We start from the raw sequence: 26,969 nt of genomic DNA, 5'->3' as shown, positions 1-26,969 counted from the left end.
CCTTATTTAACGTAATTTTCAAATAACTTATTTTTCAGCATTTTAATTTGTCCGCGATGACTAATTTCATCTTCTAGCACATGAAACCAAAGGTAGTACTGATTATACGCTACGCCATTAGGCCACTTTCTTTCTGACATTAGCCATTCGTCATCCTGTTCACTCAAACACTTTAGTGTTTCTTCTCTCACTTTTTGCAAAAGTTGTACATAATACGGTATGTCATAGCCACGAATAGATTTCCCTGCTTCCCCTAAATACAGTGCATCTTCCCATATTTCTAATTCTTCTTTTGTAAAGTCACGCTTTTGAAATGAAATAAGCTGATGTGCTTTTTCAATAGCTGCAATATGCTTTAGTAACGCTCCGATGGAATTCCCTCCACTCGGCATAATTAAATCTAATTGCTCAACTGATAGATCGTTTATTTCCTGTAATGTTACAGCCCTCGTATGTTCCAGCATGCTTACTAATTCCCCTATATTTTTTGTATAACCATCTACACTTCTTATTCGATAATCTATATTCATATCACGCACCCCTTTCTACATTCATATTAAGGAATAACCGCTTCATATAATAGACTGAAATATATCAGATTTTTCTGTTAAAATTAAATTGAATACGGAATAAACCTAAACAAACTTTCTCAATATGCTTATATGAAATATTAAAAGGAATCAATATAAAATTATCGAATCTTATTCACTAAAAGGAGTGGATTCGATGGAAATGTATCAATGGCTAACCGCTGTTCTCGTTGGTGGCATTACTGGCTTCGTTTCCCATCTGATCAATAACCAAGGCAAGTTATTGCTTCCACGCCGTTTAAAAACTTTTTTTCATTTTGGATTTTTAACTGATATTTTTACAGGTAGCCTCGCCGCACTTCTTGGACTCGTTTTATTCGATGTCACCTTAATAAAAGAAATTATAAAAGTCTCCATTGTGACCGCTATTTCCGGTCAAACGTTTTTACTTCACCAAGCTCTTGGTGGTGAACAGGCTAAAAATACGCAAATTGGGAAAGCTGATGAGAAAATCCAAGAAATTGACAAACTATTACGACGTTAGTCTATACTTTCTCTAAAAATTATTGTTATAATAAAAAATAAATATTTTCTATTGCGTCGTTTGTCAGAAGAAAGGGTGTTTCGTATGACAAAAAAGAAAATAGAAGATTTCTTAACAAACACCGAAAAAGAGAAACTGCTAGAAAACTATAAATGTTTACGAGAAGCCCGCACAAAAAGCGAAGCTAACTATTTTGGTGAAGCAGTAAACCATCTATTAAATAAAGCAAAACAACGAATTATTAATGATGCAGGCATACATGATGAAAATGCAGCAACTGTTCAATCAAAGAGAAAAGCACTGTTTTAGCTAAAACAGTGCTTTTTATTACGGCATTTTTCACATTACTTTCACATCTATTTCACAAATATAAGTAGTCCTATATGTTAAACTAAGTATATCCTTTTCCAAGGAACTATATGCCGATATATAAATCCCTATCTCTTTAGGGATTTTTTATTTTTTGGGATTTCCCCGATTTATTTTTAAAGGCTTTATGATGCAATTCCTGTTTCACTATCTTCACTAAGCTTTTCACTTTTTCTAAACAAAAATAAAGCTCCTATATATAGTAACGCAGTAAAACTACCTACAAGTATAAAATTGTGAGATGCTGCAAATAACATTCCTGCTATTGCCGCTCCAATCATTTGGCCAATATACATAGAAGCATTAGCAAGAGCGGCTCCTGTTCCTCTTGCTATACTAGACATATTTTGTAAGCGCCCCATCATCAATACAAACAAAATTCCTGTCACAAAAAATAAAACAAAGAATAATAACTCCACAAATATAATGTTCTTTACATGAGGAAGTAATACATATAGCACAGCTGTAAATACAATTCCACCATAGAAAGAAAGGTTATAACCAATTTTATTTACGATTCTTGGGCCAAAAATATTCCCTGTTAAATTTCCTAACCCTAATACGAGCATAGCTGTTCCTATTTCATGAACTTGTAAGCCAAATTGAATGGAAAGCCATACACCAAAAAATGAAAATGCAGCAAAATTACCAGTTTGAAAAACAAAATATGCAAAATAAGAAAGTGAAACCTTTGAATCTGTAAGTAATTGTTTATAGCGCTTTAAGATGTTTGTTTTACTTCCACCTATATGAACCGGTTGTATTTCTGGTAATACTACATAAATAAGAACGACAAGTAGTGCTGATAATATACCAATGACGAAGAATGGTGTTGTATAATGTATCGTTGCTAAATATGCTCCAATTGGCAGACCTAAAATTTGGGAGATTGATAACCCTGCTGTTGCAATTCCAATTGCTTTTACAATTTGCTTCTTCTCTATAAGGAGCGGAATAGATGCCCATACTTGTGGAGATACAAAAGCTGCACTTACACCTGCTAAAAATCTAAATGTTAGCATCCATAAAAAACTCGGTGCCATTCCACACAAAAATGTACTTAATGCAAAAAAACTCATTCCTAATACCATCACTTTTTTTCTGTTTAAGCCATCTGATATAGGACCAGCGATAAGCGCAAATCCAGCGTATCCTAAAGCATATGAACTCACCATCCATCCTGATAATTCAGTTGATACATGATACACCTGTTGTAATGTCGGCAAAAGTGGTGAAATTAAGAAAGTATCTGTACCAATCATAAACATTATCGTAAAGAATACAGCTAGCACTCTTTTCATTTAAACCTTCTCCTTTTATATAAAAAGAGGGAACTATCCCTTTTTTCAACTAATCTTCTAAAATAGATTCAATCTCTTTCATAACTTTTTCATTCAATGAAACATCCACTGCTCTTACACTTTCTATTATTTGCTCTGCCCGCTTCCCGCCAGGAATAACAGTATCAATTCCTTTTTTGTTTAATAACCACGCTAAAGCTAAATGCGATACTTCGAGATTCTTTTCTTTAGATAAATCTTTTAACTTCTCAACTTTCTTAAAGTTACTCTTATATTTATTTTCTTCAAATAGATTTACACTTTGACGCCAATCCCCTTCATCCAATTTGAAATATTCTGTATATTTACCACCTAGTATCCCAAAGGCAAGAGGCCCGTACGGAATAAATGAAATACCTGATTCTATACAATATGGCAAAAGTTCTTCCCCAGCAGCACGATCCAACATATTATACGGTGATTGTACAACATCTATATGTCCGTGCTGATTCGCTTCTTTTAGTTGCTCTACATTTACATTAGATATTCCAATTGAACGAATTTTCCCTTCTTCTTTTAGGCGAGTAAGTTCTCCAATTGAATCTATGTAACTTGTTTCAGGATTTGTAAAATGTAAATAATATAAATCAATATAATCAGTTTGTAATCTTCTTAAGCTATTTTCCACAGCATTTCTTAAATAGCTTCGTTCATTATTAATATGAACCTCTCCATTTAATAAAGGCTGAATTCCACCTTTTGTAGCAAGTACAAACTCGTGGCGTTTTCCTTTTAATACTTCTCCTACCAATTCCTCTGATCTACCGAAACCGTATGAATCTGCTGTATCAAAAAATGTAATCCCTTGCTGAATTGCTTCTTCTATTAATCTTTTTCCTTCTTCCTCATTCACATCAGCATATAAATTATGTCCCCCAACAGCGTTTGTTCCTAACCCCAACTTCGAAATATTTAGTCCTGCCTTTTGTAATTTTGTATACTTCATTTTTTATCCCCCTATATTTCTATTGTTCGATTATATTCGAACAATAGAAATATACCACTTTATATGTTATAGTGCAAATATATTAACTTATACAAGTAGGTGAAAAAATGCGTACTCTCTATCATCCTAAACGAGAAGAAATTCAATTCTCTTCTGTCTTATACGCACTTAGCGATCAAATTCGTTTACAAATTGTAACTATGCTACTAGAGAAAAATGAACAATCTTGTGGCGCGTTAAACATTCCAATTGCGAAATCAACTTTATCTCACCATTTCAAAGTGTTACGTGAATCTGGTGTTATGTATACACGCCTTGAAGGCACACAACGTTTCATTTCAATTCGTGAAGATGACTTAAATGCTAGATTCCCCGGTTTATTAGACGTCGTAATACATGCAACAGAACCATACTAAAAAACATCTCATATAAATATGAGATGTTTTTTAGTAATTACTATTCTTTTAATAAATCTATTAATCCATTCCCCTCAGATGTACGTTCATACCCTAAAGGTACGGTCCTTTTTATAAGTTGCGCATATATTTCCGGCTCTGATAATTTTCTACCATACTCTCTCTCACACTGCTTTATGAGAAGTGCTAGCGCCCCAGCGACATGCGGCGTCGCCATTGAAGTACCACTTAATACCGCATATTTCCCCTCTGGATACGTAGACAGTATTTCATCACCCGGCGCTACTAAATCAATTTCTTGATTTGAATTACTAAAGCATGAAATTTTCCGCTCTAAATTAACAGCACCTACTTCAATTACTTCAGAATAAGCACCTGGAAAATCTAATTCTTCAGTATCATCGTTACAATCTCCATCATTTCCTGCAGCGCACACGACAAGTACGTCTTGTTTTACCGCATTTTGAATAGCTTCATGTAACTCTGGTACATCTTGCGGACCACCAAGTGACATTGAAATAATTCTCACTTTCTCTTTATTCGGTCCTCTCCAATTTACAGCATAATGAATGGCCTCAATAATTTGCTCATAACTTCCAGAACCATCTCCAGCTAATACTTTTAAAACTAACATTTTAGAAAGTGGTGCGACTCCTAGTACACCCACTCCATTTTCAGTCGCTGCAATTGTCCCCGCTACATGAGTACCATGCCCATTATTATCAAGATAAATATTGGGATTTCCTTCATAATCTTTTGTGAAATTTCTCCCACCAATAATACGATCTTTTAAATCTACATGATTTACATCACAACCTGTATCTAAAACAGCAACGACAATGTCTTTTCCTTTCGCGCTCTTTTCCCATACTTGCGGAGCATGAATCAATTGTACACCTGGTGGAATTTCATTTACTTGTTCAACCACTTTATTTACAGTAAACGGAATTAATTTAATGCCTTTTTGTTTATTCGCTGTACTACTATTCATCGTAATCCCTCCTGAAAATATATTATTTTCATTTCAGACCACTATTGAATGCGTTTAGATTTAACATTCGTTTTATTCGTTCCATTTCCCTTCCTCTCAAATATTTCTCAATAAACAAAAGAAAAGGACCCATTATGGTCCTTTTCTTTTCAGGCTGTGGAGAAAGCCTTCTCCACAGCCTATTTTTGTGTCTGAACCTCTTTTTATGTGTCAACACTGATAAAAAAGAGGAAAAGGAGAGATTTCTTATGATGGGTGCTTTAAAAAATCATCGCGACGAGCGTGTATCTGTTTCTGTAGAAGAATTGGTTCCACAAGATCATTTCCTTCGTGCGATTGAAGCGACAATTAGTTTTGATTTTATTGAGGAGAAGTTACGCCCTTATTATTGTGAAAACAATGGCCGTCCGTCAATCCATCCTATCGTTTTATTTAAGATGATGTTTATTGGATATTTTTATGGTATTCGTTCTGAGCGTCAATTGGAAAAGGAGATTAAAACGAACATTGCCTACCGTTGGTTTTTAGGGTTCTCTCTATCAGATACAATTCCAGATCATTCTACAATCAGTTGGAATCGCCGTACTCGTTTCGTTCATACAAATATTTTCGAAGAAATTTTTGATGAGATTGTGAGACAAGCGACGGAGCGCCGTATGGTAGGAGGACGTGCGTTGATGACAGATTCCACACACATTAAGGCCAATGCCAATAAAAATAAATTTGTACATAAATATAAAAAAGAAAAGGCAAAGTTCTATATAGATGAACTAGAAGCTGCGGTAATCGAAGATCGTGAGGCGCACGGAAAAAAGAATTAAAACCTAGAAAGGAAAGTGATACCCCTACTAAAAAAACTCGGATAAGTACAACGGATCCAGATAGTGGATTTTTAATGAGAGATGGAAAACCGAACGGTTTTCATTTTTTAGATCATCGTACGACTGATGCGAAGTACAATATTATTACAGATACCTATATAACGGCTGGAAATATGGCAGATTCCGAGCCGTATTTAGCACGTCTACAAGCTCAAGTTGATAAATTCGGGTTTGAAGTGGAAGCTGTAGCTCTTGATGCAGGCTATTTTACAGGATATATCTGTAAGAAGTTATCAGAAAGAAATATATTTATGGTGATGGGGTATCGCCGATTTGGAAAGAGAAATAAAGAAGTACCGAAAAGCCAATTTAAATATGTAGAAGAAATGAATGCATTTGCTTGTCCGATGGGATGTATTTTAGAATATGCGACAACGGATCGCGAAGGATATCGTCAATATAAATCGAATCCAGAAGACTGCGCTGTTTGTCCGCTACGTGAGGTATGCTTTTCAAAGAAACAAAAACAAAAAGTTATCACCCATCATATATGGGAGAAATATAAAGATATCGCTAGAAAAAACAAACTAACAGCTACAGGGAAAAAGTTGTATAAAGTACGATGTTCAACTATAGAGCGAAGCTTTGCGGATGCAAAAGAACTACATGGCTATCGATATGCTCGGTTTCGAGGGCTGAAATCTGTCCAAATGCAGGCTTACCTCACCGCCGCTTGTCAAAACATGAAAAAAATAGCCCTCCATCTAACCAAAAAGGGGTTGGTGGAGGGCTATTTTTCTAAATTCTACTATTTTTTGTTGTTTTCTTTCGCTAAAATCAAAAAAGATTCCAGAGTGTTGGGAACCCTAAAGGGTTTCCCAACACTCTGAAAAGAAAAGGACCCATTATGGTCCTTTTCTTTTTCAGTTTTTCAAAAGAATAATATAAAGTGAAACTATAATCAGTGGGGGGGGGTTCATCCCCCACTGATTATTAGCCCTCACCAATCGGGCTTTTACGGGCAGCCCGACTCCCACCCAACTTCTTTTCTTCAGCCGAGTTTTGAGGTGGGAGTTTTACTGCCCACAAATAGCTGGATAAATTAAGACTAAATCTTACTCTTGTTCAAAAACTGCTCAATTTCTTTTATTACATGTTTTGCGCCTTCTATACTAACAGTAATGTTTCCATTTGCTAATGAAATATTTTGGTCTGAAACATCACCTGTTATTTGACAAGCATTGTAAGGTTGATATTTTTGTAAAATGACTTTGTCTTCTTCTACAAAAATTTCAAGTGGTGATTTGATTTGTATTCCTAATACATCTCGTAATTCTTTAGGAATAACTATCCGTCCCAATTCATCTACTTTTCGAATAATTCCTGTTGCTTTCATGTTACTCCCCCCTTACTCTCTATTATTTTTTTCACCTCGCTATTTTCATTTTATCACTATACATTTGGTAATGCCTTACTCTTTTTAGAAAATATAGTACAAAAGTTAAAAAAACACATTTAACGAATATTCAATCTTTCTTTCAATTGTTTTAAATAACGCGATCTTATAATTAAGAAGTATACAACTTGAATACCTACGAAAATACTTAATACAATTGTATTTTCTTTAAACAGTGAGTACTCAAACATTTGTCCTAACGCAGTTAATGCTACTGCCCCGTGTAATGTTGCAACTCCAACTGGAACGAAGAATAAAAGCGCTAAGCGGATTGTGACTACTTTCGATAATTCCCCTCTCGTCAATCCAACTTTTCGAATCATTTCAAATAAACGAGTATCGTCCTCCAAATCTGAAAATAAACGGAAGTAAAGGAAGCTTCCTGCACAAACGAAAAATACAATACCAATAAAGAAACCTACAAATAAAATGGGTCCTGCGATTTGTAGACTTTGATTTTGATCGTACTCTTCTGCACTAAACGTTGAATGTTCTTCATAAGGCTTCATCTGAAGCGTAAGTTCCTTACCGACCTCAATTTCATCTTTCGCGGATTGTGTTTTATACATATAATCTTTTTCTTCTTTAAATCCATCTTGTAATGAATCATATTGATTTTTAGAGATTACATACACATTACCTCTTAGTATTTTACTTAATGAAGAAGTATTAACTTTTTTCACATTTAAAGGTTCATTCATATTTGGTAAAGTAATTTCTTTTCTTTCTTTCATCGGTGGTCCGGGTATTTCGACTGACAAAAATAAAGCCTCTTTATTTGATACACTATTAAATGGTTCTCCTGTTAACTTTGCATATTCTTTATAATCTAATTCTTTTATAAAAATGGCGCTTCTTAACGACTGCTCCTCCGTTTTCTTCGATGAAATATTTATTTTTGAAGCTGCTATATTATGTTTCTTTAATCCTTCGTCAATGATTTTCAGATGCTGTGACTCATTGCTATTACCTTGCTTAGACTGATAGTGAAACGCAATTGGTCTGTCCATAATTTCTTTCGTCATCGAAGCAAACCCAACTAATGTACCTATTGCTGAAAATGCTACAGTTGAAATAATCGTTACAATAAAGAACATCCTTGCATTATCTCTCATACGGTATGCTAAATCTGACAAAGTAATAATATTTGTCTGTGTCCAATAGAAACGTTTACTTTTTTTACATAATCGAATAATAAAGACACTCAACTGCTTGTACAGCAAATACGTACCAATAATGACTACCGTTGTAACAGGAATCATCATTATAAATACCATTGCACCATGTGACATAAGAGCTCCTGCATAACCAGCACTAAGCAATACTACTGCTAATATAGAAGAAATTATAGATGCCTTCGGTTCTGGCTTCGCCTCTGCTGATCCTCTAAACAATTTCATAATTTTATTTTTACGAACCATTCCTGCACTAAACAATGAAATGATCATAAATAATACGAAAAACATAATACTCGTTACCACAATCGCTTTCATCGGTATGTAATAGGATAAAGAGATATCTAGTTTTAATATCATCGGAGCTACAAATATTAATATCCCTGAAAACAACATACCTGAAAGAATCCCAAAAATTATTGCCCCTATTCCAATCATTATATTTTCAAAGAAGATAAGACGCTTTAATTGATATTTCGTCATACCTAGCATCATTAAAATTCCTAGTTCACGCTTTCTCGTTTTTAAAAACATTCCCATTGAATATAAAATAAAGAAGAATGTAAATAAGTAAATAATAGACTGCGCAAAAGACATACTTACGAATACGTACTGTCCTAATTCTCCAGCACTTAATGCCGGATGAAACGCAAAAAATGAATACACAAAAAAGGCCATAATTGCAAATGCACTACTCAAAAAATAAGCTGAGTATGTTCGTCTATTTCGCGTTACATTTCGAAATGCGAGTTCTCTAATGTTCATACTACTTCTCCGCCCTTCTACTAACTATACTTTTATATTAGTAAAGTTCGGAAATACCTTCCATCGATTCAAATGACAAAAACCTTACATTATTGAAAGGTTTTAAACAATTGCTTATATAAAACAGTTTCATTATAATGACTACATTCATACACGCATCCTATTGTATATTCGTTAGTTTTGCGAAATAATAAAGGATAGAAGTATGTACCAATATACATATAAACTTATTTACCGCTTTAATATGAATAGGAGGAAAACATAATGACATTACAAGAACAAATTATGAAAGCATTACATGTTCAGCCTGTAATTGATCCGAAAGTAGAAATTCGTAAACGAATTGATTTCTTAAAAGATTATTTAAAAACTACAGGTGCAAAAGGATTTGTACTTGGAATTAGCGGCGGACAAGACTCTACACTGGCAGGACGTTTAGCACAGCTTGCAGTCGAAGAAGTTCGTAATGAAGGTGGTAACGCAACGTTTATCTCCGTACGTCTTCCATACAAAGTACAAAAAGATGAAGATGATGCACAATTAGCATTACAATTTATTCAAGCTGATCAGTCTGTTGCTTTCGATATCGCTTCAACAGTTGATGCTTTCTCAAATCAATACGAAAACTTATTAGACGAATCATTAACAGATTTCAATAAAGGGAACGTTAAAGCGCGTATCCGTATGGTTACACAATACGCAATCGGCGGACAACAAGGGCTACTCGTTATCGGAACTGATCATGCTGCTGAAGCTGTAACAGGTTTCTTCACAAAATTCGGAGATGGCGGTGCAGATTTATTACCATTAACGGGATTAACGAAACGCCAAGGACGTGATTTATTACAAGAATTAGGTGCAGACGAGCGACTTTACTTAAAAATGCCAACAGCTGATTTATTAGATGAAAAACCAGGTCAAGCTGATGAAACAGAGCTAGGCATTACTTACGATCAATTAGATGACTATTTAGAAGGTAAATCCGTTCCAGCTGACGTTGCTGAAAAGATCGAGAAGCGTTACAAAGTGAGTGAACATAAAAGACAAGTACCAGCGTCAATGTTTGATGATTGGTGGAAATAGAACATAAAAAAGAAGCTAATCTCATTTAGCTTCTTTTTTATACGTTAACGATATACCCCTACTCTTTTCTCTAATAAATCCTGCAAGCAATCTTCATGTTGTTTATTAAACAATGGCGGCATTTTGTCTAAAGGGAAAAACTGCAAATCTAACGTTTCATCACCGTCTATTTTTGTATTCCCTCCAACGATTGAAAACTTAAAGAATATTACAATTGCCTGTGCCTGATCTCCATTCGGATATGTTTGAAAATATTTCGTATACACACCAATGAGCTCATCAATTTCCACATCATATCCTGTTTCTTCTTTTATTTCTCGAATCGCAGTTTCTGCCGCAGATTCCCCGACTTCCATTGCACCGCCCGGAAATCCCCAGGCATTAAAGTCTCCTCTTTTTTGTAGAAGCACTTCACCAAATTCATTAAATACACAACCACCTGCAAAATTCAAAATAACATAATCATGCCCTATTTTTTCACGTAATTCCTTTATATAATTCGCCATCTGCTTCTCCTTTTTATCCATCTTCCATTATTCTTTTTTATCTTTTTCAAGCAATTCAATAATCCGATCTAACTTCTGATTCATATTAATCACATGTTGTTTTTTCATAGTGTTTTTTTGCAATAATCTTTTAATGAATAGAGTAAATGATACAAAAAACAAAACGATAAGCCCGATTACTAGACAAAAATATATCAATGCAAATATATTATTTTCGAACAAATTCATTCAGCTATCACATCCTCTATTTTCAATTATTTTATCACGCAATTCTAAATAGTCAACGATATTATAAATCAAACACAAAAAGAGCACCTTTTAAAGATGCTCTTTTTCATTAATACGTAAATGTAATTGTCGCTAATGAATAACCTGCCATTGCACTATATGGCGCAACTTGATAAGATACACGCTTTGCACCTTTTGGCCAAGCTATTTCATCTAGTACTTTCTTTATATCTTGCATCGTTCCATCCATTGACTGCTTATATCGTACTTCTACTTTTTCTGGCCTGGAAGCAAATTGTTGCTGTAATTTTTTCTTAAACTCATTGTAATTTTCCGCTCCGTATTGTGCAGATAAATACTTTAAATTTGTTTCTTTTAACATTTGTTCATATACAGCAGTTTTTGAACTACCGGCTTTTATTTTGCTTGTTAATTCGTTGAAGTAGCTTGTAGTTGCCGCTGGATATTCACTACGATCCCATTCATGGTCTTTGCTTAATTGTTCATCAGACATATTAAAATATGAATATGTTACGCGCCCAGCTTTATCAGGTACTGGATCATCGAATGTAGTATCTAGATGGTACCACCTGTTATCAATGTTCACTAAATTCCATGCGTGAGCTTGTCCATTCCCTGTACCTGTTACAATATGATTTTGAATACCTGCTTCTTGCAATAATTGATATGTTAATAATGTATATCCTTGGCAAACTGCAGAACGATTCGCTAACGCTTCATACGCTGTATACGCTTGATAAGACGTATCATAAGATACATATTTTACAACGTAATCATGAATAGCTTTTACTTTCTCATGTTCATCCATACCTTGTTTAATGATAGAATTTACAATTGCTTTCGCCTGAGACTTTACATACTGTGTTTGCTCTTTTGATTCACGATACTCCACTTGTAATGTAAACGTATAATTCCCTGGCATCCCTTTTATAGAATACCTAGTAGATGCTACATTATATTTTACATACTCATCAGCATCTACCATTTTATTAAACTCGCCGTACAATTGGTCCATAATCTTTCTAGCATCTCTATCTTTTGTTTTATATGCGATTGTAATATTTTCTTCACGATTATCAATCTGTTTTTTTAATTCTTTTCTGAAATCATTTAACAACTTTGCATCTGATTGTGTTGTCACTGTAGTCGGATTCGTAGCCGCATAAGATACAGATGACGCTTGTAAGCCTCCCATTACTATAGTTGAACAAAGTGCGGCAGCTGTCACATACTTACTTGTCTTTCCCATCTTGTCACTCCTTACATTCTATAACTATACGAAAAAGTATCGTATAGTTTCAGAGTATACAATACTTTTCAAAATAGGTCATATGAGATTATGCATATTTAACATTGTAAAAAGGTTGTTCTTTTTACAAGAACAACCTTCTTCATTAACAAGTTTGTAACACACAACATGTATTTTCAAAACGTCGATTTTTCAAATCTTCATTACCAATACAGAAATATAGCATTCCTAATTCTCCCCAAACCATATTACAATTTTTATGATCTGAATCAATTTGGAATAAAAGCGTCATTTGCTGTGGATCTATCCCCATATATTGTCCAGTCTCGTACAATACCTCATCTTGTACAGAGAATGGTTCTCCAAACATTTGATGATTATCATAGTTGTCTGGGATTAGCTCTTCAAGTAATTGCAAGAAACGATCTGAATCCGCCTCATCTTCAATGAAAAGCTCCGGTAATTTATACGTCAGTTCAAAAGTAATTGCACACTGGTTATATTTCGCTTGTATTTCATCTGCTCTACGTAATTGCTCTACAGGGATATCATAATAAAGTACACGTCCAGCTTCGGTTGGATCCACATCTTCTTCAAAGTAATTTTCAATACTAAAGAAATATAACATCCCTGTCTTAGGAAGATTATGATCCATACCAACGTTTTGTAAATCACTTAAATTAAATTGTGCGATAAAACGTAACGGATTCTCTTTGTATGTTGGATATTCAAATGTATTTGGCAAATCAGGAACTCCGCCCATTTTCGAACTGCCTATCGCAATTATTTCCTGTTGTTTTGGCACAACTTTTACACAAGGAAATACAGTATTAATAAGTTCCTGTTTCAAATGTGTTAGTTCATATTTATCAATTAATATTTCAATTTTCTGTTCCATAAATTCTCCTTACATTTACATACTTATTTGTATCATAGCACAAAGATTATACTTCATTCATTGTAAATTCAACAAGCCCTCCAAAAAACGGGCTTATCCCTCGTACGCGAACAAGTTTAAAAAAGCATAGTATACATTGTTCCTACAAACACGATAGTTCTTTATTTCTTCCAGTACATTTTCCCCTCGTTCATTTTTATTTTTAATTTAAGGAGGAATTCCACATGGGTTACGGATATAGTTGCGGCGGTTACGGCGGTAGTTGTGGTGGCGGTTGTGGTTATGGAGGTTTCGCTTTATTAATCGTTTTATTTATCCTTCTAATCATCATCGGAGCTAGCTGTTGGGGCGGCTTTGTAGGCTGCTAGTAAACTTAAAAACTATTGTAAAAAAGCACGTACAATACGTGCTTTTTTTCCATTTTCATTTTTTAGAAAGGAAGTATGTTCAATGAAAATTGATGGTGTTTTTGAAGGAGGCGGTGTACGCGGAATTGCTCATGTAGGGGCAATTTGCGCGTTAGCCGAAAAAGGATATGAATGGGAACGTTTAGCTGGAACATCAGCCGGCGCTATTATTGCAGCTCTTCTAGCAGCAGGATATTCTTGTTCCGAATTAAAGACGATTGTAACAGACATTGATTATGAAAAATTCACTAAAAAAACTTTTCTTGATAGAATCCCCTTTATTGGTAAAGGATTAAGCGCTTGGTCTACTCTAGGTATTTATTCAAATGTATTTCTCGAAGAATGGCTAGAAGACCTGCTTAGAAAAAAAGGAATTCATTTGTTTACAGACTTACCCGATTTGAATAAACTCAAAATTATTGCTTCAGATATAAGCAATGGTAAAATGGTTATTTTTCCCGATGACTTACCAAACTACGGATTTTTAAATTATCGCTTCTCTATCGCTAAAGCAGTAAGAATGAGTAGTACAATCCCTTTCTTCTTTGAGCCAGTGAAATGGAGAACACCAAAATGGAAGCAGCCTTGTTATATGGTTGACGGCGGTATTTTAAGTAATTACCCAATTTGGATTTTCGATTCACCGACTTCTCCTCGCTGGCCTACCTTTGGATTTCATTTTGTAAAAGATGAGATTCAAGCTGATCCCGCCCACTATGACGAACCTATTTCCATGTTCAAAGGATTATTTAAAACGATGATGCAAGCTCATGATTTACGGCATTTAGATAAAGAATCAAAGGCTAGAACTATTACAATTCCAACAGGAAGCATTACCAGTACTAATTTTCAACTAACTAAAGAAGAGAAAGAATGGCTCTATAACTCTGGTTATAATGCAGCTAATAAGTTTTTACAATCTTGGAACTTCAGACAATATGTTGATGAATATAGAAATGGAAATCAAGATCGCAAAACCAATCGATTTTTCCGTCAACTTGACTCATAATACTTTTATTTTCATACGTGAAGACTTGACGCTTTAATAGTAAATAAGCCTAGTAATTTCATATATTACTAGGCTTATTTATCTCCTACGTACCACACACATTACTTAAGGATAAGTTAACCCTTCAGCTTCTTCCGCGGTAATTACTATGTAACGGTTTCCGGTTCTTAATCCTAACAGTTCTGCTTTTTCAATTGCATCCTGTTTTGTTTCCGCATAAGCAGCTAAATACTTATCTCCATCAATCATTTGGCAAATCACATATTGTTTCATGTTTTTCTCCTTTTACCCTTTAATTAATTGCGCGATCTTTTTTATTCCAACTTCAATTTCTTCTACAGTTGCATAGGAATAAGAAAGGCGCAAAAATTGGTTTGCACTTCTATCATACAAAGTACCCGGATTTAATAAAATCTTTTCTTGCAAAGCTTTGTCAAATAAACTACGATTCGAAATTGATAGATTTATATGTAGCCAAATGTAAAAGCTTCCTGCTGGCTCATGCCAAGTTGCAATGCCACTACAATACTTTTCTAAAATACTTATCATAAAATCTCTACGTTTTTTCAATTCACTTCTTACAAACTGTAAATGTTCATCATACAATCTATTTTCAAACCACTCCGCTGCAATCTGCTGGGATATAGAACTTGAACCATAATCAGTTTGCATTTTTATATCTGCTAATCTTTGAATAACTGATTCTGATCCAACAATCCACCCAATTCTTAAACCAGGACTAATGACTTTGGACATACTTCCAATATGTAGCACGATACCATTTTTATCATATGCCTTTAAAGGCTTTGAAACTGGTGCATCGAACCATAAATCTTGATATACCGCGTCCTCAATAATAGGTAATCCAATTTCATTACATATCTCCATCACTTCTTCCCTCTTCTTAGCGTTCATACTAAAATTGGTCGGATTATGAAAAGATGGGATTGTATATAAAATAGATGCGTTAAATTGTTTTTTATATCTTGTAATGTATGAAGTATTTATACCATTCTCATTCATTGGTATTCCAATCAAGCGCATTCCTGCTGATTGAAATACATTAAGCGAATATAAATATGATGGTTTTTCTAATAAAATTGACGCTCCTTTCGGAAGAAGCCCCATAGAAATAAGCTGCAATGCTTGAATTGCCCCTGAAACAATTAAAATAGAGTCAGGAGATACATATACCCCATGCCCTTTTAAATATTCCGCAATTTTTTCTCTTAAATGGAGATTCCCTTTCGGTTCCTCATACCCAAGTGGAACATTTGATTGTAAAATTTTATTAATAATACCCTTCATCTTTTTCTCAGGCAAGAGACTCGGTGAAAGTTCACCTGTTCCTAATCGAATTACATTAGGAGTAAATTCAGCTTGATTAATCTCTTGTACAGCGGGAAGATTCGGATAATGAAGTCCTGTTTCTACGTAAGACTGCCAGTTTGGAGGCGGGGCATATGTTGAAGTATTCTCACTATTTTTTATAACAATTGTTCCCTTCCGTCCATTCCCCTCAATATACCCTTTTGCTATTAACTCATCGAAAGCCATTACAATTGTACTTCGGTTCACTTCAAACGCATGCGCCAAAGCTCTTTGTGAAGGTAATTTAGTTCCAATTGTCCATTCCCCATTAACAATTCTCTCTTTTATATAAGATTCTATTTGTTTATACAAAGGAATAGATGAAGACATATTAGGTTTCCAAACGAGCCTTTCCATTATATCACCTCACATATTTTATGGTTGGTAACCTATCCAACCATATGGATGGATACAAATTTTCATTTCTTCTATACAATATAGACTATCATAATTAATCAAATTAAGTAGGAGGTAATCTGATGAGTGAAGCAATTATTCACGGTATCATCCTTGCATTTGGTCTTATCATTCCATTAGGTGTCCAAAATGTTTTCGTCTTTAACCAAGGCGCTAGTCAACCAAATATTTGGCGAGCTGCTCCTGTAGTCTTGACTGCATCTATATGTGATACATTATTAATATTAATTGCTGTACAAGGTGTCTCCCTTGTCCTCTTAACTTTCTCTTGGTTAACAACCACCTTGTATATGATTGGATTTTTCTTTCTTATGTATATGGGCTGGGTTATTTGGAGAAGCGATCCTTCAAATGATGTAAAACAAGAAAAAAGCATGCCTTTAAAAAATCAAATTATTTTCGCCGCATCAGTTTCATTACTAAATCCACACGCAATTTTAGACACAATTGGTGTAATCGGAACAAACTCTATACAGTACATAGGAAGTGAGAAATGGGCTTTCACTTTTGCAACAATTATAGTTTCTTGGATCTGGTTTATTAGTTTAGCTTTTGCTGGAAAATTTCTTAAAGGATTTGACTCGACAGGAAAAACGATTATAGTATTAAATAAAATTTCAGGGCTAATCATATGGGGAGTCGCACTTTATATGTTAAAACAAGTTATTTTTCCTAACTAATTAAAGAGAATTGCATGTTATGTAATTGGCATGCAATTCTCTTTCGCATTATGAAGTTGGTTCCGGTTTCTGTTTTAACATCATTTTATCTTTTGCTGGTTTAATCCAAATAATTGCTATGACAGCACCAATAGCAGCGAAGATGCTTGTTAAATAAAACACTTCATGGTCTGCCCCTTTCATAAAAAAAGAATACAGGGGTGGTCCAGCTGCTACACCGATAAATCGCATTGAACTATAAAATGACGTAACTGTCCCCCTCTGCTCTTTTTCAATCCCTTGTGTAATAAGAGCATCTAGACATGGTAACGCCATACCAATTCCTCCCCCCATAATAATGAGACAAAGAAGTAGCAAATAGATTCCTTTTAGAAATAAAGGTAAGAAGACAGATGCAGCAGCCAGTAAAAATCCAATATAGATACACTTTTTCATAATATCTTGTTTATCTCCAATTTTTTTACCAGCCATATATGAGCTAAGTGATAGTACAAGTAAAGGAATAGCGAGTACACACCCTTTCCATATACCATGAATATCGTACTTCGACTCCAGTATAGTTGACAGATAAAAAAGTATTCCGAATAAAATAAGCATAATAATTGCACCTAGTATAAAAATGGCAATTAACCATCTTCCCTTTTCTCGAAACGTAGAGATAATAGATTGAATAAATTCTTTAAGTGGTGGGGCTTCTTCTTCTTGTTTCTTCGCCTTTACTAGTACCAGTAGTAAAACAATCGATATTACACATAAAACTGGAATCGCCCAAAATGGTAAGAACCATACAATAGCTGCAAGAGCTGATCCTAATATGGGACTCAATACTTTTCCAAATGTATTTGACGTCTCAATGATTCCTAAACCTGCACTAACCTGTTTTTCATCTTTGTATAAATCACCGACACATGGTATGACAACTGGCATAGCACCAGCAGCACCTATCCCTTGAATTGCTCTTCCGATAAGAATCCAAACATAAGGGTTATCAACTTTCCATGATACCCATCCCGTTATCGCTCCTCCAATAGCTGCAATTAATAAACTTGGAACCATTACCATCTTTCGTCCCCATCTATCTGATAAATAACCAGCGATCGGTATAAGTATAATTGCAATGATAGAATAAATTGTAATTATCATGGATACTTGGAAAGATGAAATATGTAATTTCTTTTCAATGGTTGGCAGGATTGGAATAAGCATTGAATTACCTAGCGTCATAACAAGTGGAACTGATGCAAGTGCAATTAAACAACAGTTTTCTTTTTTTAACATGTTGATTTCGGAACCTTTCATCATATATTTCTTACCATATAATAGCCCTGCTGGAAATTATGTTTACATTCCACCAGGGCTATTTCATCTTTACTACTTTCCATTTACAACAAAAGAAATTGGGTAAAATATAGCATTACTCCTATTCTTTGAATCCTGTTCACAATATATCCATACCAATTAATTGAAAATAAAAAAGAAAGGAAGAATCCTTCCTTTCTCCTATAACCTTCTACATTTAGCGAGTATATCCGCCACCAAGCTGCTGTTCTGCCATCGCTACAAGGCGTTTTGTAATTTCACCGCCTACAGAACCGTTTGCACGTGAAGAAGTATCAGCCCCAAGCTGTACACCAAACTCTTGTGCAATTTCATATTTCATTTGATCTAGAGCTGCTTGTGCTCCATGTGATGCTAATTGATTAGCGTTACGATTTCTAGCCATTACCGATCACCTCCTTATATATATTAAACTGTATCAAATCCGAAATTAAATACATGGTAATTTTTGGTTATTGATAAAAATAAAAAAAGAGTCTCCTAAACGAGACTCTTTCATCATTTCACCTTATGAACTTACTACTTCTAATTTTCTATTCGTTAATACTTTCATTTCTTCTTTCAATATATCTTTCGCATTATGCCCAAACCATTCAAGCGAAGCAAAATGATCAGTATCTCTCACTTCCCGGATGATTTCATCATAGTTTACAATACCTTCAAATAATGGAACCATTCCTACACGACTTCCAGCAGCGGCATATACATTATTTGGTTCAAACACGTGTAAATACTCCGCTGATGATATATTCTTAAAATGGTAATGTTGTATCCACGGCTTTAATCGATGAAAACTATCTACAGGGTCTGCACCAGACTCCCATATATGAAGAAAATCAAGGTTTATTTTTAAATATGGATGATTTACTTCTTCTAACAATTTCAAAGTAGACGGCAAAGTATCCGTTAACGTATTTGGATGTGTTTCTAATAGTATATACATATTATGCGGAGCAAATAGATCACAAATCATGCGAATTCGTTCCACATACTCTTTTCTCTCTTGTTCCGAGAAATCCTCACTACCTTTTTGCCCGGCAAACGTACGAATTTTATTTGTATTAAACCAATTAGCTAGTATTACCAGCTGTTCACATTTTTCCATCGTTTTTTGAAAATCCGCTAATAATGATATGTCCAAGTAATCACTTATCATCGTAACTTCTAAATTTTTATCCTTTAAATAATCTATTTCTCGTTCTGTCGTTTCACGCTCTTGCATATATAAATTTTGTGCATGGGTCCCCCACAACTCAATTCCTTCAAAACCGTTTTCGTATGCAAATTGAACAATATCAGTAAATGAAATTAGTTGATGGCGAAATGAAATTGTACATAGCGAATATTTCATTGGTTTGAACTCCCTTATCTTAAATTCAATGAACTTGTATTAGTTAAGAAAGACTGATTTGTTATCATTTCTTTCCATAACAGAAACTGTTTCTCTAGTTCATCCTTAATTTGCAGTTCAATTGTATTCATTTCATCAAGTTTCTCAACAATTGGTAATAACATATCTTTATTATTTGTCATTGCCATTTTAATAGCACGGTACTGTACATTTGTAAATCCTTGTACAATGTCTTCCACTCGATTACACCAATAATCAAATTCTTGCTCCGAATATTGTAAAGTTTCACGGAAGTATGCAAAGGCATGTTCATAGCTATATTTACGTATTGCCAATACGGGTATTTGCTTTACTGCCGTTACGAGCCCGGAAAGTGAATACCCATCCTCTTCGTTTACCATTTTTATTATTAATTTTTTTAATTCCATTGTTAGTTCATTATCATCTTTTTTGAATGTTTCCATGAAATAACTTTCTACCATCTCTTGTGTTGGCTCCTGAATTCCTTCTATATCAATGAAATAGCCTCCACCAAATGGGTTGTCTTTAACAGAATGGAGCACTTTTTCTCTTTCCATATTCCCTTCCCAGCGAAAATCAGGATCAAGCATGAACCATTCCTCTTCTTTCTCTGTCTTCGATATCATTAAGTAATGCGGAAACGGTTTTTGATGAAACTTATTTTCTCTCTCAGGCAATAAAGACATATCAACCATTACAATTACGTAACGATTTTCCGGCTTATTTTCTACTAATTCTAAAAATGTTTCTACATTGCTACTTTTATCTTTTGAATGATCGTACCATTCGTTCACTTTAATGCCATACAATTTTTCATACCAAAGTAAGTAGTTATCATGATTAATGTTTTCGGAATGATAAGAAATAATCCCGCCTTCTGTTATATCAAAATCTCCATCCCATAATCCGAAATAAAATGGACGGAAATCTATATCGCTACGCCTTTTTATAATTTCACAAAAACAACTCACTAAACAGTGAACTTTAATTGAAGTCATACTCTCATCCACTTTCCTAAAAGGTTAGTTATTCACATTTATTTCGTGTAACGGCTGTAACTCTTCCATAAAGTCAAGCAAAGATCCTACAGTAAGAAACGCCTTTGGGTCTATCTCATCCTCTGGAACGCATAGCTTTAAATCCATTTCTATGTATACTATAAGCTGTAACATCATTACCGAATCTATATATAAGTCTTGATTTAAACGCATCGTTTCTTCTAAATACGTTACATTTTTCAGTTCCATTTTTTCTCTCATAATACTTAAAACTGCTTCTTTTAACATTTCACGACTCATGTTGTTATCTCTCCCATCTCTAATAACTTCCGACTTACTTTCCCTGTTTTATTTTTCGGAATCTCTGCTACATTTTCAATTTCATGTGGCACTTTATAAGACGGTAAATGCTGTATGCACCATTCTCGTATTTGTACTGGTTCAATACGAGCGACTACTTTCGCTTTTACTATTTCTCCCATCACAGGATGCTTGCCCCGGTATACAATCGCCTCCTGAATACCTTCTAATCGAAGTATCGTTTCTTCCACTTCTATAGGAAATACCTTTAGACCGGACACATTAATAACATCATCTATTCGCCCCATGAAATGAAGGCCTTGCTCAGATCTATAACCTAAATCTTTTGTATAAATCTCCTTTTCAGCAATTTTCACTACGATTTCTTCAGGTTCATCTTCATTTGAACCTATGTTAATACTTACATGAGGAAGTGGCTTTCCTAAATCCAAATGTGTTTCCATAGCATGACATATACTAATGCAACCAGCTTCAGAACAGCCGTACTGCTGCATCATGTATTTCGTCATGCCCTTTAACTTATAAAATAGCGTTTCTGGCAAAGGTGATCCTGATGTCATAATTTTATGAAACTGAAAAGTCCCTTGTGGAAAACTCCCCATAATATGTAACATAAGTGGTACTGCGTATATGATATGTTTTTCGGTATTACGAACTATATTTAATGCGAATTTAGGGTTTTTATTTGTAATGATTATAGGCTTACTACCTCTCGTAATTGCTGATAACGTGCCACAAATTAATCCGTATGAATGTGAAACTGGAGCCATTACAATTGGCACTTCGTCTTCTTCACATTTTAAAGCTTCATTGTAAGCAGCAATTTCTGTTTCAATTTCCGTCCATGCTCTACGAATCAGTTTTGGCTCTCCTGTTGTACCTGAACTATACTGCAATAAAGACGGTTCTTCTTGTAATAGATTTGGAACTTCTAATTTTGTAAAGTCGTTACTTTCTCCGTATAAAAGTGCAGTACACTTTGCGCGCTTTGCCATTTCAATAGCTGTATCCTTTGGCGTATCTTCATGAATAAGTAGTACAGATGCTCTTTTTTCTTTTAGGAAAAACACAAGCGTAATAATATCGAATGGATTTTTCAGACAAAGTGCAAATCTATTTCCTTCTGCTTCTTGAAATTGTTCCACTCCCTCGTAACCTTGTAATCTCAATTCAAAATCATATTTGCTAAATTCTTGTTTATTAACGATTAGCATGATTTCCCCCTGTAACAACTGATTTTTGTATTGTAAGTTGCTTTGCTCTATACAATGGATTTGGAACTTCATGAACAAGCGATTCCACATCCATATATAAACGACGCTTCGTTAATTGCTCTGCATGAAATGTAGGTGCATATAATTGTAATGCTTCAAAACGTTCTTTCAAATGCGAAAATCTTTCAAAATGATCTTCTATTTCTTCAACAAGAATGATCCAAAATTGTTCCTCTTTCAACTGATACTCATCTGCCAGCACGAAAGCCAGTTCACCTAGATTGAATAGGAAAAGCGCATCTAAAACCATTTCTTGTAAACATTCAATACGGTCCATTTCAAAGAAATCATTCATTTGACCATTCGCATATGTTTTATGCATTTTAGTAAAGTCTGGACATTTTTCGAGTTCTTTCAAAAATGGACGATAAAACTCCAGTCCTTCATGAAAATCTTTTAGTGCAATACGAACTGGTATTCCCTCTTCATGAACTAAAATCATGTTTTGTCCATGTGATTCTAATGCGACTCCATGCTCTACAACGAGGTGTACAACTGGGATAATTGCTTTTTGAATAAGCAATTGTAACCAGCTTTCTACTCCATATCTCTTTAACCACAAGTCAATAGTTGGTGTCCCATCTTTTCCCTTGGCATATAAACCGTTAAATGGGATTGCCTCTTCTTTCTTATCTAAATATTTGTGAACGCTTTCGCGCCAAATACATCCTAATGAGCCATACGTAGCTTTTTTATTCGCATCGTACGTAACACTCGAAAATTCATTTAACAAAATTAAACGCGATTCATCCCTTAAATAAGGGTCATGATTTACTATATCTTTTAACCAATTCGATATAGCAGGTGCACTCACAACCGAATGTGGTTTTAATGTACGGATAGTTGAAGTATTGAGTAAATTCATTGATAACTTTATATATGGTTTCTCTCGATTCGTAACATTTCTTAATGTCCGCATCGACTGCTGCGCGCAATAATCATCTTCTGATTTCCCTAAATAAATAATATATTTACCCTGTATATGGTCAGTATAATTCGGAATAATAAAGTTCTCCCACTGCCAAGGATGAACAGGTATAAACATGTACTTCTTCGAATCACAGTCCATTGTTCGAATACGATCCATATACTCTTCGATTTTCTTTTCACCAATTTCTTCTTTAAAGGTACAATTATAACTCTCTTCACTTTCATATCCTACAGTCGTATATTTCTCATGAACTGCAATCCATATAATTTTCATTGGTTGCATAAATTCAAATCCATATTGAAAATTATCACGATATTGAAACCCAATGCGTGCTTTATAACTAGGATGATACGGGTGTCCATCTATTAAATGACTTTCAAGCTCATCATAAGATTTCGCAAGATAGTCTTCTTCACAACTTCTCTCATATTGTGCAATCGTATCTTTAAAGATTGTTTGTTCTAATTCTTGAATAAAAGAATCCAATTTTGTTCGATCCACTTGAACAATCCGAAAAATCTCCTGTAAAAATTGTGAAACTGATTGTATTTCTTCTTCCTCATCTTGAACTCTCATTATTAATGAGTCATGTAAACAAATACGCCCAAATGTCATACGTTCTTGCCCATAGCATTGGTACATTACATTTTGATCCTTTTCATCAAGACCTTGTATAATAAAAAGTATTTGCTCTCCCTTTTGTATACGAATCGGCGTAATGATTTCTTCATAAATTAACGATTCTACTAATTGCCGGAATACTCTTCTTCTTACTGAAATGTACTCTTTTGATTGGAGTGCCTTCAATATTTTTATGTGATAAACTTCTTCTTTCATAAATCCCTCCGCTATAATACGGAATATCAAATTCCATTATTTGTATTACGTGAAATTTTAGCACTACTTATGAACGAACAGCCACTTCTCTAACGAGTGGATTATCTACTTGTACATAAATTGCTTGCTCTAAAGGATTTGTCAGTTCATCAACATCGAAAAATCTCGTTAGCAAATTTGCTTTACATGCCAATTTATTTTCTTCCAACAATTCACTTAAAAATGTAGAAGGTTCGCGGTTATATGGAAGGAAAGCTTCAAGTACAGACCTTAATTCCGAAAGAAGAATTTCCTCCTTTATTAATCCTGCTGTACCAAAACCGTTAATTAGTCCAAACATATGATTAAAAATTAAATAGTAACGAAATCTTTCATCTACAATGTAATCGTCATATAAATTCCCAGTACGTTCGCCAATACCCGCTAGTTCATTATCTAGCACTGACTTCATTGAATTGCAGAAATAAAAACCTTGATTATCACGGAAGTAAAACTTAACTGGATAACCATCTTTCAATTGAACAACACTATTTTGTTGATGCGCTTCTAATGCAACGCCATAACGTAAATACATCCATACCATCGGCTTTAAAGAGATATTCATATATCGTCTAAACCACTCTAAACTTACTTCTTCACAGCTTCTACCTTCTAAATTCGCTAAGCGGTGGATAATATTTGCTAAACGAGTTCTTTCACCCGGAATTGCATCTTGTACTAATCCAGCGATAAGCGTTGCATCATTTTCATTTTCACTATAAAATGTGTTTTCTCGAATAATCACTTCAAATCCAGACTCTTGTGCCCCGTATTTTAAAGTAATAAAGGCCGGATCACATATAAAATCAAATCCTGGAAACTTTTCTAGCACCTCTCCAATTTTAGTATTCAATATTTCCTTACCTTCAAGTCCACTCTCAAGTTCCTTCAATTTATTAATACGCATTGAATTCGTGACCTTTACAGGGAATGAAAACTTGAACATATACTTCGAATGAGGATGATATAGCGTTCTAAGTGATGATGTCGCCATATAACACTTACCTACTGGACCGATATATTCAAGTACACCTTGATTCATCCAATTTTGCACATAAGATTGATGTAATAGCCATTCTGCTTGTAGCGGATGGATTGGAATTAATGAATATTCATCTTCTTGACAGTACTCTTCAATAAATTCTTGACCTACCTTTTCATCGTTCTTTAATTCCTTTTTTATCATCGCCGTTGTAGAATCTTGTAACAATGACTTTTCACTTACTATACTTTTATGTGCCCGAAAATAGTGAAGTTGGCACTCCCCTTTTAATTCAGGAGAATACATTGAACTTTTCCAATCCAATATACCTTGTCTACTCTTTGGTGTAGGATGAGTTAAATGTCCAAATAATAAAGATTGCTCCGCCTCTATAAAAGTCGTATGGAAACCATATAATTCAGCTGTATCCTGCTCCCTTCCTTGTATAAACTTCTCAATATTTTGACAACTACAGATAACTCGAAGCATAAGTTCATCAGGATTCGTACCTTCTCCATAGTTAATAGACATTTCCTTTATTAAAAACATAATAACCGTAATATAATCTGCTTTAATAACATTTTTATTTTCGCCAATTTGGTAATAAAATTGTTCTCCAAATAGATGACGGTCCGTTGACGATCTATATATAACTTCCCCATACAAAGTAACGTTTTGTGCCGATAAAGGGCAGCATAAATAAGTGGGGATAGCGTCTCTTTGAAATGAATGGCAGAAAATATTTTCTATCCTTTTATCCTCCGTAATCCATTCTCCACTTCCTGTTTCTCTTAAATAACAATTTAAAAAGCTTTGTATTGTTGCATGTTCCGCGATTTGTTTCGCATGCTGCATACTGCTCCTCCTCTTTTAGACGAACACTATCATTTTTTTGTGAAACTTCTGACAGTTGAATTTTATTATCAACTATGATTTTAATTGATAATGATAATCATTTCAAGATATATTTCAGAATTTTTTTATCTAGCTAAACTTTTCACCTTTTCAAAACATTTAATCCGTCAACAAAAAAATACACCAATATAATAATTGATGTATTTTTTCATTCTCGTAAATTAAGTTTACATAATAACATTATCGTTTTCTAGATTGATAGTGATTTGTATAAACAATCCATATCTCGCCAAGCATATGCTATTTCTTCTACATTTAGTCTTTCTAAAAGTTTCGTGTCAATTTTTTCCGGATTATATTTTTCATAAAACTTTTTAGAAGGGTTATTAGCAACAACCCAAACTAACAGAGATTGCATATTATCTTTTTTACATTCCGATAGCAATGCTTGAAATAATCTTTGTCCTATCTTCATTCCTTGATATTTTTGTAAAATGTATATTGCATATAATTCTCCATCACAATTATATGCACCTGTTCTTTCAACTCCTCCATCGATAAATCCAATTATTTTACCATTTAACGTTTCTGCTAAAAACCTAAATTGATGCCCGTCTTCTTTTTGAAATATACTTTCCCATAGCTTTTCTCGTTGGTCATACGTTATATTGTCTAAAATTTCATTAGAGAATATCCCCTTATACGTCGTTTTCCAGCTTTCCACATGCACTTTCGCAATTGCCGAAATATCAGCTTTCATTGCCTTTCTAATATGTATCTCCACCATACTCATCCCCCTT

At 34.4% G+C, this 26,969-nt stretch carries 29 protein-coding genes; 8 read left to right on the top strand and 21 right to left on the bottom strand.

The genetic code is table 11. The features are described from left to right. Nucleotides 1-2: 2 nt before the first annotated feature. The gene (locus JFU23_RS25540) at nt 3-530 is read right to left on the bottom strand and encodes a DinB family protein (RefSeq protein WP_137057611.1); all 528 of its coding nucleotides are present in this window, start codon (nt 528-530) and stop codon (nt 3-5) included. A gap of 196 nt (nt 531-726) precedes the next feature. Here JFU23_RS25540 and JFU23_RS25535 point away from each other — a divergent pair, with 196 nt between their 5' ends. Both JFU23_RS25535 and JFU23_RS25530 read left to right on the top strand, forming a co-directional pair. Next, the gene (locus JFU23_RS25535) at nt 727-1,074 is read left to right on the top strand and encodes a DUF4257 domain-containing protein (RefSeq protein ID WP_000426320.1); all 348 of its coding nucleotides are present in this window, start codon (nt 727-729) and stop codon (nt 1,072-1,074) included. Between the two features lie 84 nt (nt 1,075-1,158). After that, entirely contained in the window at nt 1,159-1,383 is a 225-nt protein-coding gene (locus JFU23_RS25530) for a hypothetical protein (RefSeq protein WP_002064959.1), read from the top strand. A gap of 185 nt (nt 1,384-1,568) precedes the next feature. Here the strand turns inward: JFU23_RS25530 and JFU23_RS25525 are convergent, their stop codons facing one another. Both JFU23_RS25525 and JFU23_RS25520 read right to left on the bottom strand, forming a co-directional pair. After that, on the bottom strand, nt 1,569-2,744 hold the full coding sequence (locus JFU23_RS25525; protein WP_113938265.1) for an MFS transporter: 1,176 nt from the start codon (nt 2,742-2,744) through the stop codon (nt 1,569-1,571). Nucleotides 2,745-2,793: 49 nt separating this feature from the next. Next, on the bottom strand, nt 2,794-3,729 hold the full coding sequence (locus JFU23_RS25520; protein ID WP_201033021.1) for an aldo/keto reductase: 936 nt from the start codon (nt 3,727-3,729) through the stop codon (nt 2,794-2,796). Nucleotides 3,730-3,836: 107 nt separating this feature from the next. Here JFU23_RS25520 and JFU23_RS25515 point away from each other — a divergent pair, with 107 nt between their 5' ends. Further along, nucleotides 3,837-4,145: an ArsR/SmtB family transcription factor gene (locus tag JFU23_RS25515; RefSeq protein WP_137058543.1), complete on the top strand. Its 309-nt coding sequence runs from the start codon at nt 3,837-3,839 to the stop codon at nt 4,143-4,145. 40 nt (nt 4,146-4,185) lie between these two features. Here the strand turns inward: JFU23_RS25515 and JFU23_RS25510 are convergent, their stop codons facing one another. Beyond that, nucleotides 4,186-5,136 (bottom strand): serine protease, encoded by a 951-nt coding sequence (locus tag JFU23_RS25510; protein WP_002012402.1) that lies wholly within the window; start codon nt 5,134-5,136, stop codon nt 4,186-4,188. A 248-nt stretch (nt 5,137-5,384) separates the two neighbouring features. Here JFU23_RS25510 and JFU23_RS25505 point away from each other — a divergent pair. Beyond that, a protein-coding gene (locus JFU23_RS25505; protein WP_374191743.1) for an IS1182 family transposase occupies nt 5,385-6,847 on the top strand; the annotation gives its coding sequence in 2 pieces (ribosomal slippage) (nt 5,385-5,946 and nt 5,946-6,847; 1,464 coding nt in all). A gap of 218 nt (nt 6,848-7,065) precedes the next feature. On the opposite strand, the gene JFU23_RS25500 is transcribed toward JFU23_RS25505, so the two are convergent. Both JFU23_RS25500 and JFU23_RS25495 read right to left on the bottom strand, forming a co-directional pair. Continuing rightward, nucleotides 7,066-7,353, bottom strand: coding sequence for an AbrB/MazE/SpoVT family DNA-binding domain-containing protein (locus JFU23_RS25500; protein ID WP_002012401.1), 288 nt, complete (start codon nt 7,351-7,353; stop codon nt 7,066-7,068). Nucleotides 7,354-7,472: 119 nt separating this feature from the next. Continuing rightward, entirely contained in the window at nt 7,473-9,353 is a 1,881-nt protein-coding gene (locus tag JFU23_RS25495) for an FtsX-like permease family protein (protein WP_002031435.1), read from the bottom strand. Between the two features lie 264 nt (nt 9,354-9,617). Here JFU23_RS25495 and nadE point away from each other — a divergent pair, with 264 nt between their 5' ends. Next, nucleotides 9,618-10,436, top strand: a complete 819-nt coding sequence (gene nadE, locus JFU23_RS25490; protein ID WP_002031433.1) for an ammonia-dependent NAD(+) synthetase — start codon at nt 9,618-9,620, stop codon at nt 10,434-10,436. A gap of 44 nt (nt 10,437-10,480) precedes the next feature. Here nadE and JFU23_RS25485 read toward each other — a convergent pair whose 3' ends face one another. The 4 genes from JFU23_RS25485 to JFU23_RS25470 form a co-directional block, all read right to left on the bottom strand. After that, complete coding sequence (locus JFU23_RS25485; protein WP_016094227.1) at nt 10,481-10,942, bottom strand: NUDIX hydrolase; 462 nt, start codon at nt 10,940-10,942, stop codon at nt 10,481-10,483. 27 nt (nt 10,943-10,969) lie between these two features. After that, on the bottom strand, nt 10,970-11,170 hold the full coding sequence (locus JFU23_RS25480; protein ID WP_002064945.1) for a DUF4083 domain-containing protein: 201 nt from the start codon (nt 11,168-11,170) through the stop codon (nt 10,970-10,972). A gap of 109 nt (nt 11,171-11,279) precedes the next feature. After that, entirely contained in the window at nt 11,280-12,440 is a 1,161-nt protein-coding gene (locus tag JFU23_RS25475; RefSeq protein ID WP_201033020.1) for a transglutaminase domain-containing protein, read from the bottom strand. 145 nt (nt 12,441-12,585) lie between these two features. After that, nucleotides 12,586-13,338 (bottom strand): YwqG family protein, encoded by a 753-nt coding sequence (locus JFU23_RS25470; RefSeq protein WP_201033019.1) that lies wholly within the window; start codon nt 13,336-13,338, stop codon nt 12,586-12,588. A 224-nt stretch (nt 13,339-13,562) separates the two neighbouring features. Here JFU23_RS25470 and JFU23_RS25465 point away from each other — a divergent pair, with 224 nt between their 5' ends. Beyond that, on the top strand, nt 13,563-13,706 hold the full coding sequence (locus JFU23_RS25465) for a YjcZ family sporulation protein (RefSeq protein WP_107887930.1): 144 nt from the start codon (nt 13,563-13,565) through the stop codon (nt 13,704-13,706). Between the two features lie 82 nt (nt 13,707-13,788). Further along, nucleotides 13,789-14,754, top strand: a complete 966-nt coding sequence (locus JFU23_RS25460) for a patatin-like phospholipase family protein (protein WP_201033018.1) — start codon at nt 13,789-13,791, stop codon at nt 14,752-14,754. A 105-nt stretch (nt 14,755-14,859) separates the two neighbouring features. Here JFU23_RS25460 and JFU23_RS25455 read toward each other — a convergent pair whose 3' ends face one another. Together JFU23_RS25455 and JFU23_RS25450 are read right to left on the bottom strand one after the other, a co-directional pair. Next, nucleotides 14,860-15,027, bottom strand: a complete 168-nt coding sequence (locus tag JFU23_RS25455; protein WP_000816387.1) for a DUF3933 family protein — start codon at nt 15,025-15,027, stop codon at nt 14,860-14,862. 12 nt (nt 15,028-15,039) lie between these two features. Further along, a complete protein-coding gene (locus JFU23_RS25450; RefSeq protein WP_201033017.1) occupies nt 15,040-16,482 on the bottom strand; it encodes an aminotransferase-like domain-containing protein in 1,443 nt (480 codons plus the stop codon). A gap of 122 nt (nt 16,483-16,604) precedes the next feature. Here JFU23_RS25450 and JFU23_RS25445 point away from each other — a divergent pair, with 122 nt between their 5' ends. Further along, nucleotides 16,605-17,222 (top strand): LysE/ArgO family amino acid transporter, encoded by a 618-nt coding sequence (locus JFU23_RS25445; RefSeq protein ID WP_061689801.1) that lies wholly within the window; start codon nt 16,605-16,607, stop codon nt 17,220-17,222. A 48-nt stretch (nt 17,223-17,270) separates the two neighbouring features. Here JFU23_RS25445 and bcbE read toward each other — a convergent pair whose 3' ends face one another. The 9 genes from bcbE to JFU23_RS25400 all read right to left on the bottom strand — a co-directional run bounded on the left by bcbE (nt 17,271) and on the right by JFU23_RS25400 (nt 26,956). Beyond that, a complete protein-coding gene (gene bcbE / locus JFU23_RS25440; RefSeq protein ID WP_307873343.1) occupies nt 17,271-18,500 on the bottom strand; it encodes a bacillibactin exporter BcbE in 1,230 nt (409 codons plus the stop codon). Between the two features lie 238 nt (nt 18,501-18,738). Further along, nucleotides 18,739-18,945, bottom strand: a complete 207-nt coding sequence (locus JFU23_RS25435; protein WP_000113539.1) for an alpha/beta-type small acid-soluble spore protein — start codon at nt 18,943-18,945, stop codon at nt 18,739-18,741. Between the two features lie 123 nt (nt 18,946-19,068). After that, the gene (locus JFU23_RS25430; RefSeq protein WP_201033016.1) at nt 19,069-19,911 is read right to left on the bottom strand and encodes a sugar phosphate isomerase/epimerase family protein; all 843 of its coding nucleotides are present in this window, start codon (nt 19,909-19,911) and stop codon (nt 19,069-19,071) included. Between the two features lie 14 nt (nt 19,912-19,925). Beyond that, nucleotides 19,926-20,930, bottom strand: coding sequence for a DUF6005 family protein (locus JFU23_RS25425; protein ID WP_201033015.1), 1,005 nt, complete (start codon nt 20,928-20,930; stop codon nt 19,926-19,928). A gap of 24 nt (nt 20,931-20,954) precedes the next feature. Next, nucleotides 20,955-21,230 carry a petrobactin biosynthesis protein AsbD gene (asbD, locus tag JFU23_RS25420; protein WP_061675415.1) on the bottom strand — a complete coding sequence of 92 codons (276 nt, stop codon included), beginning with the start codon at nt 21,228-21,230 and terminating at the stop codon, nt 20,955-20,957. Beyond that, nucleotides 21,227-22,465 carry an AMP-binding protein gene (locus tag JFU23_RS25415; RefSeq protein ID WP_061675414.1) on the bottom strand — a complete coding sequence of 413 codons (1,239 nt, stop codon included), beginning with the start codon at nt 22,463-22,465 and terminating at the stop codon, nt 21,227-21,229. The genes asbD and JFU23_RS25415 overlap by 4 nt, the downstream gene beginning before the upstream one ends. Next, complete coding sequence (locus JFU23_RS25410) at nt 22,452-24,293, bottom strand: IucA/IucC family protein (protein WP_201033014.1); 1,842 nt, start codon at nt 24,291-24,293, stop codon at nt 22,452-22,454. Before JFU23_RS25410 ends, JFU23_RS25415 begins: the two co-directional genes overlap by 14 nt. 67 nt (nt 24,294-24,360) lie before the next feature. Further along, nucleotides 24,361-26,169: an IucA/IucC family protein gene (locus JFU23_RS25405; protein WP_201033013.1), complete on the bottom strand. Its 1,809-nt coding sequence runs from the start codon at nt 26,167-26,169 to the stop codon at nt 24,361-24,363. Between the two features lie 250 nt (nt 26,170-26,419). Further along, a complete protein-coding gene (locus JFU23_RS25400; RefSeq protein WP_201033012.1) occupies nt 26,420-26,956 on the bottom strand; it encodes a GNAT family N-acetyltransferase in 537 nt (178 codons plus the stop codon). Between the last annotated feature and the right edge of the window lie 13 nt (nt 26,957-26,969).

It is taken from the genome of Bacillus sp. TH50 (assembly GCF_016650565.1).
In the GTDB taxonomy this organism is placed as follows: domain Bacteria; phylum Bacillota; class Bacilli; order Bacillales; family Bacillaceae_G; genus Bacillus_A; species Bacillus_A mycoides.
Note: the sequence above shows the minus strand (reverse complement) of the source record. Positions and strands in the feature narration are given on the sequence as shown.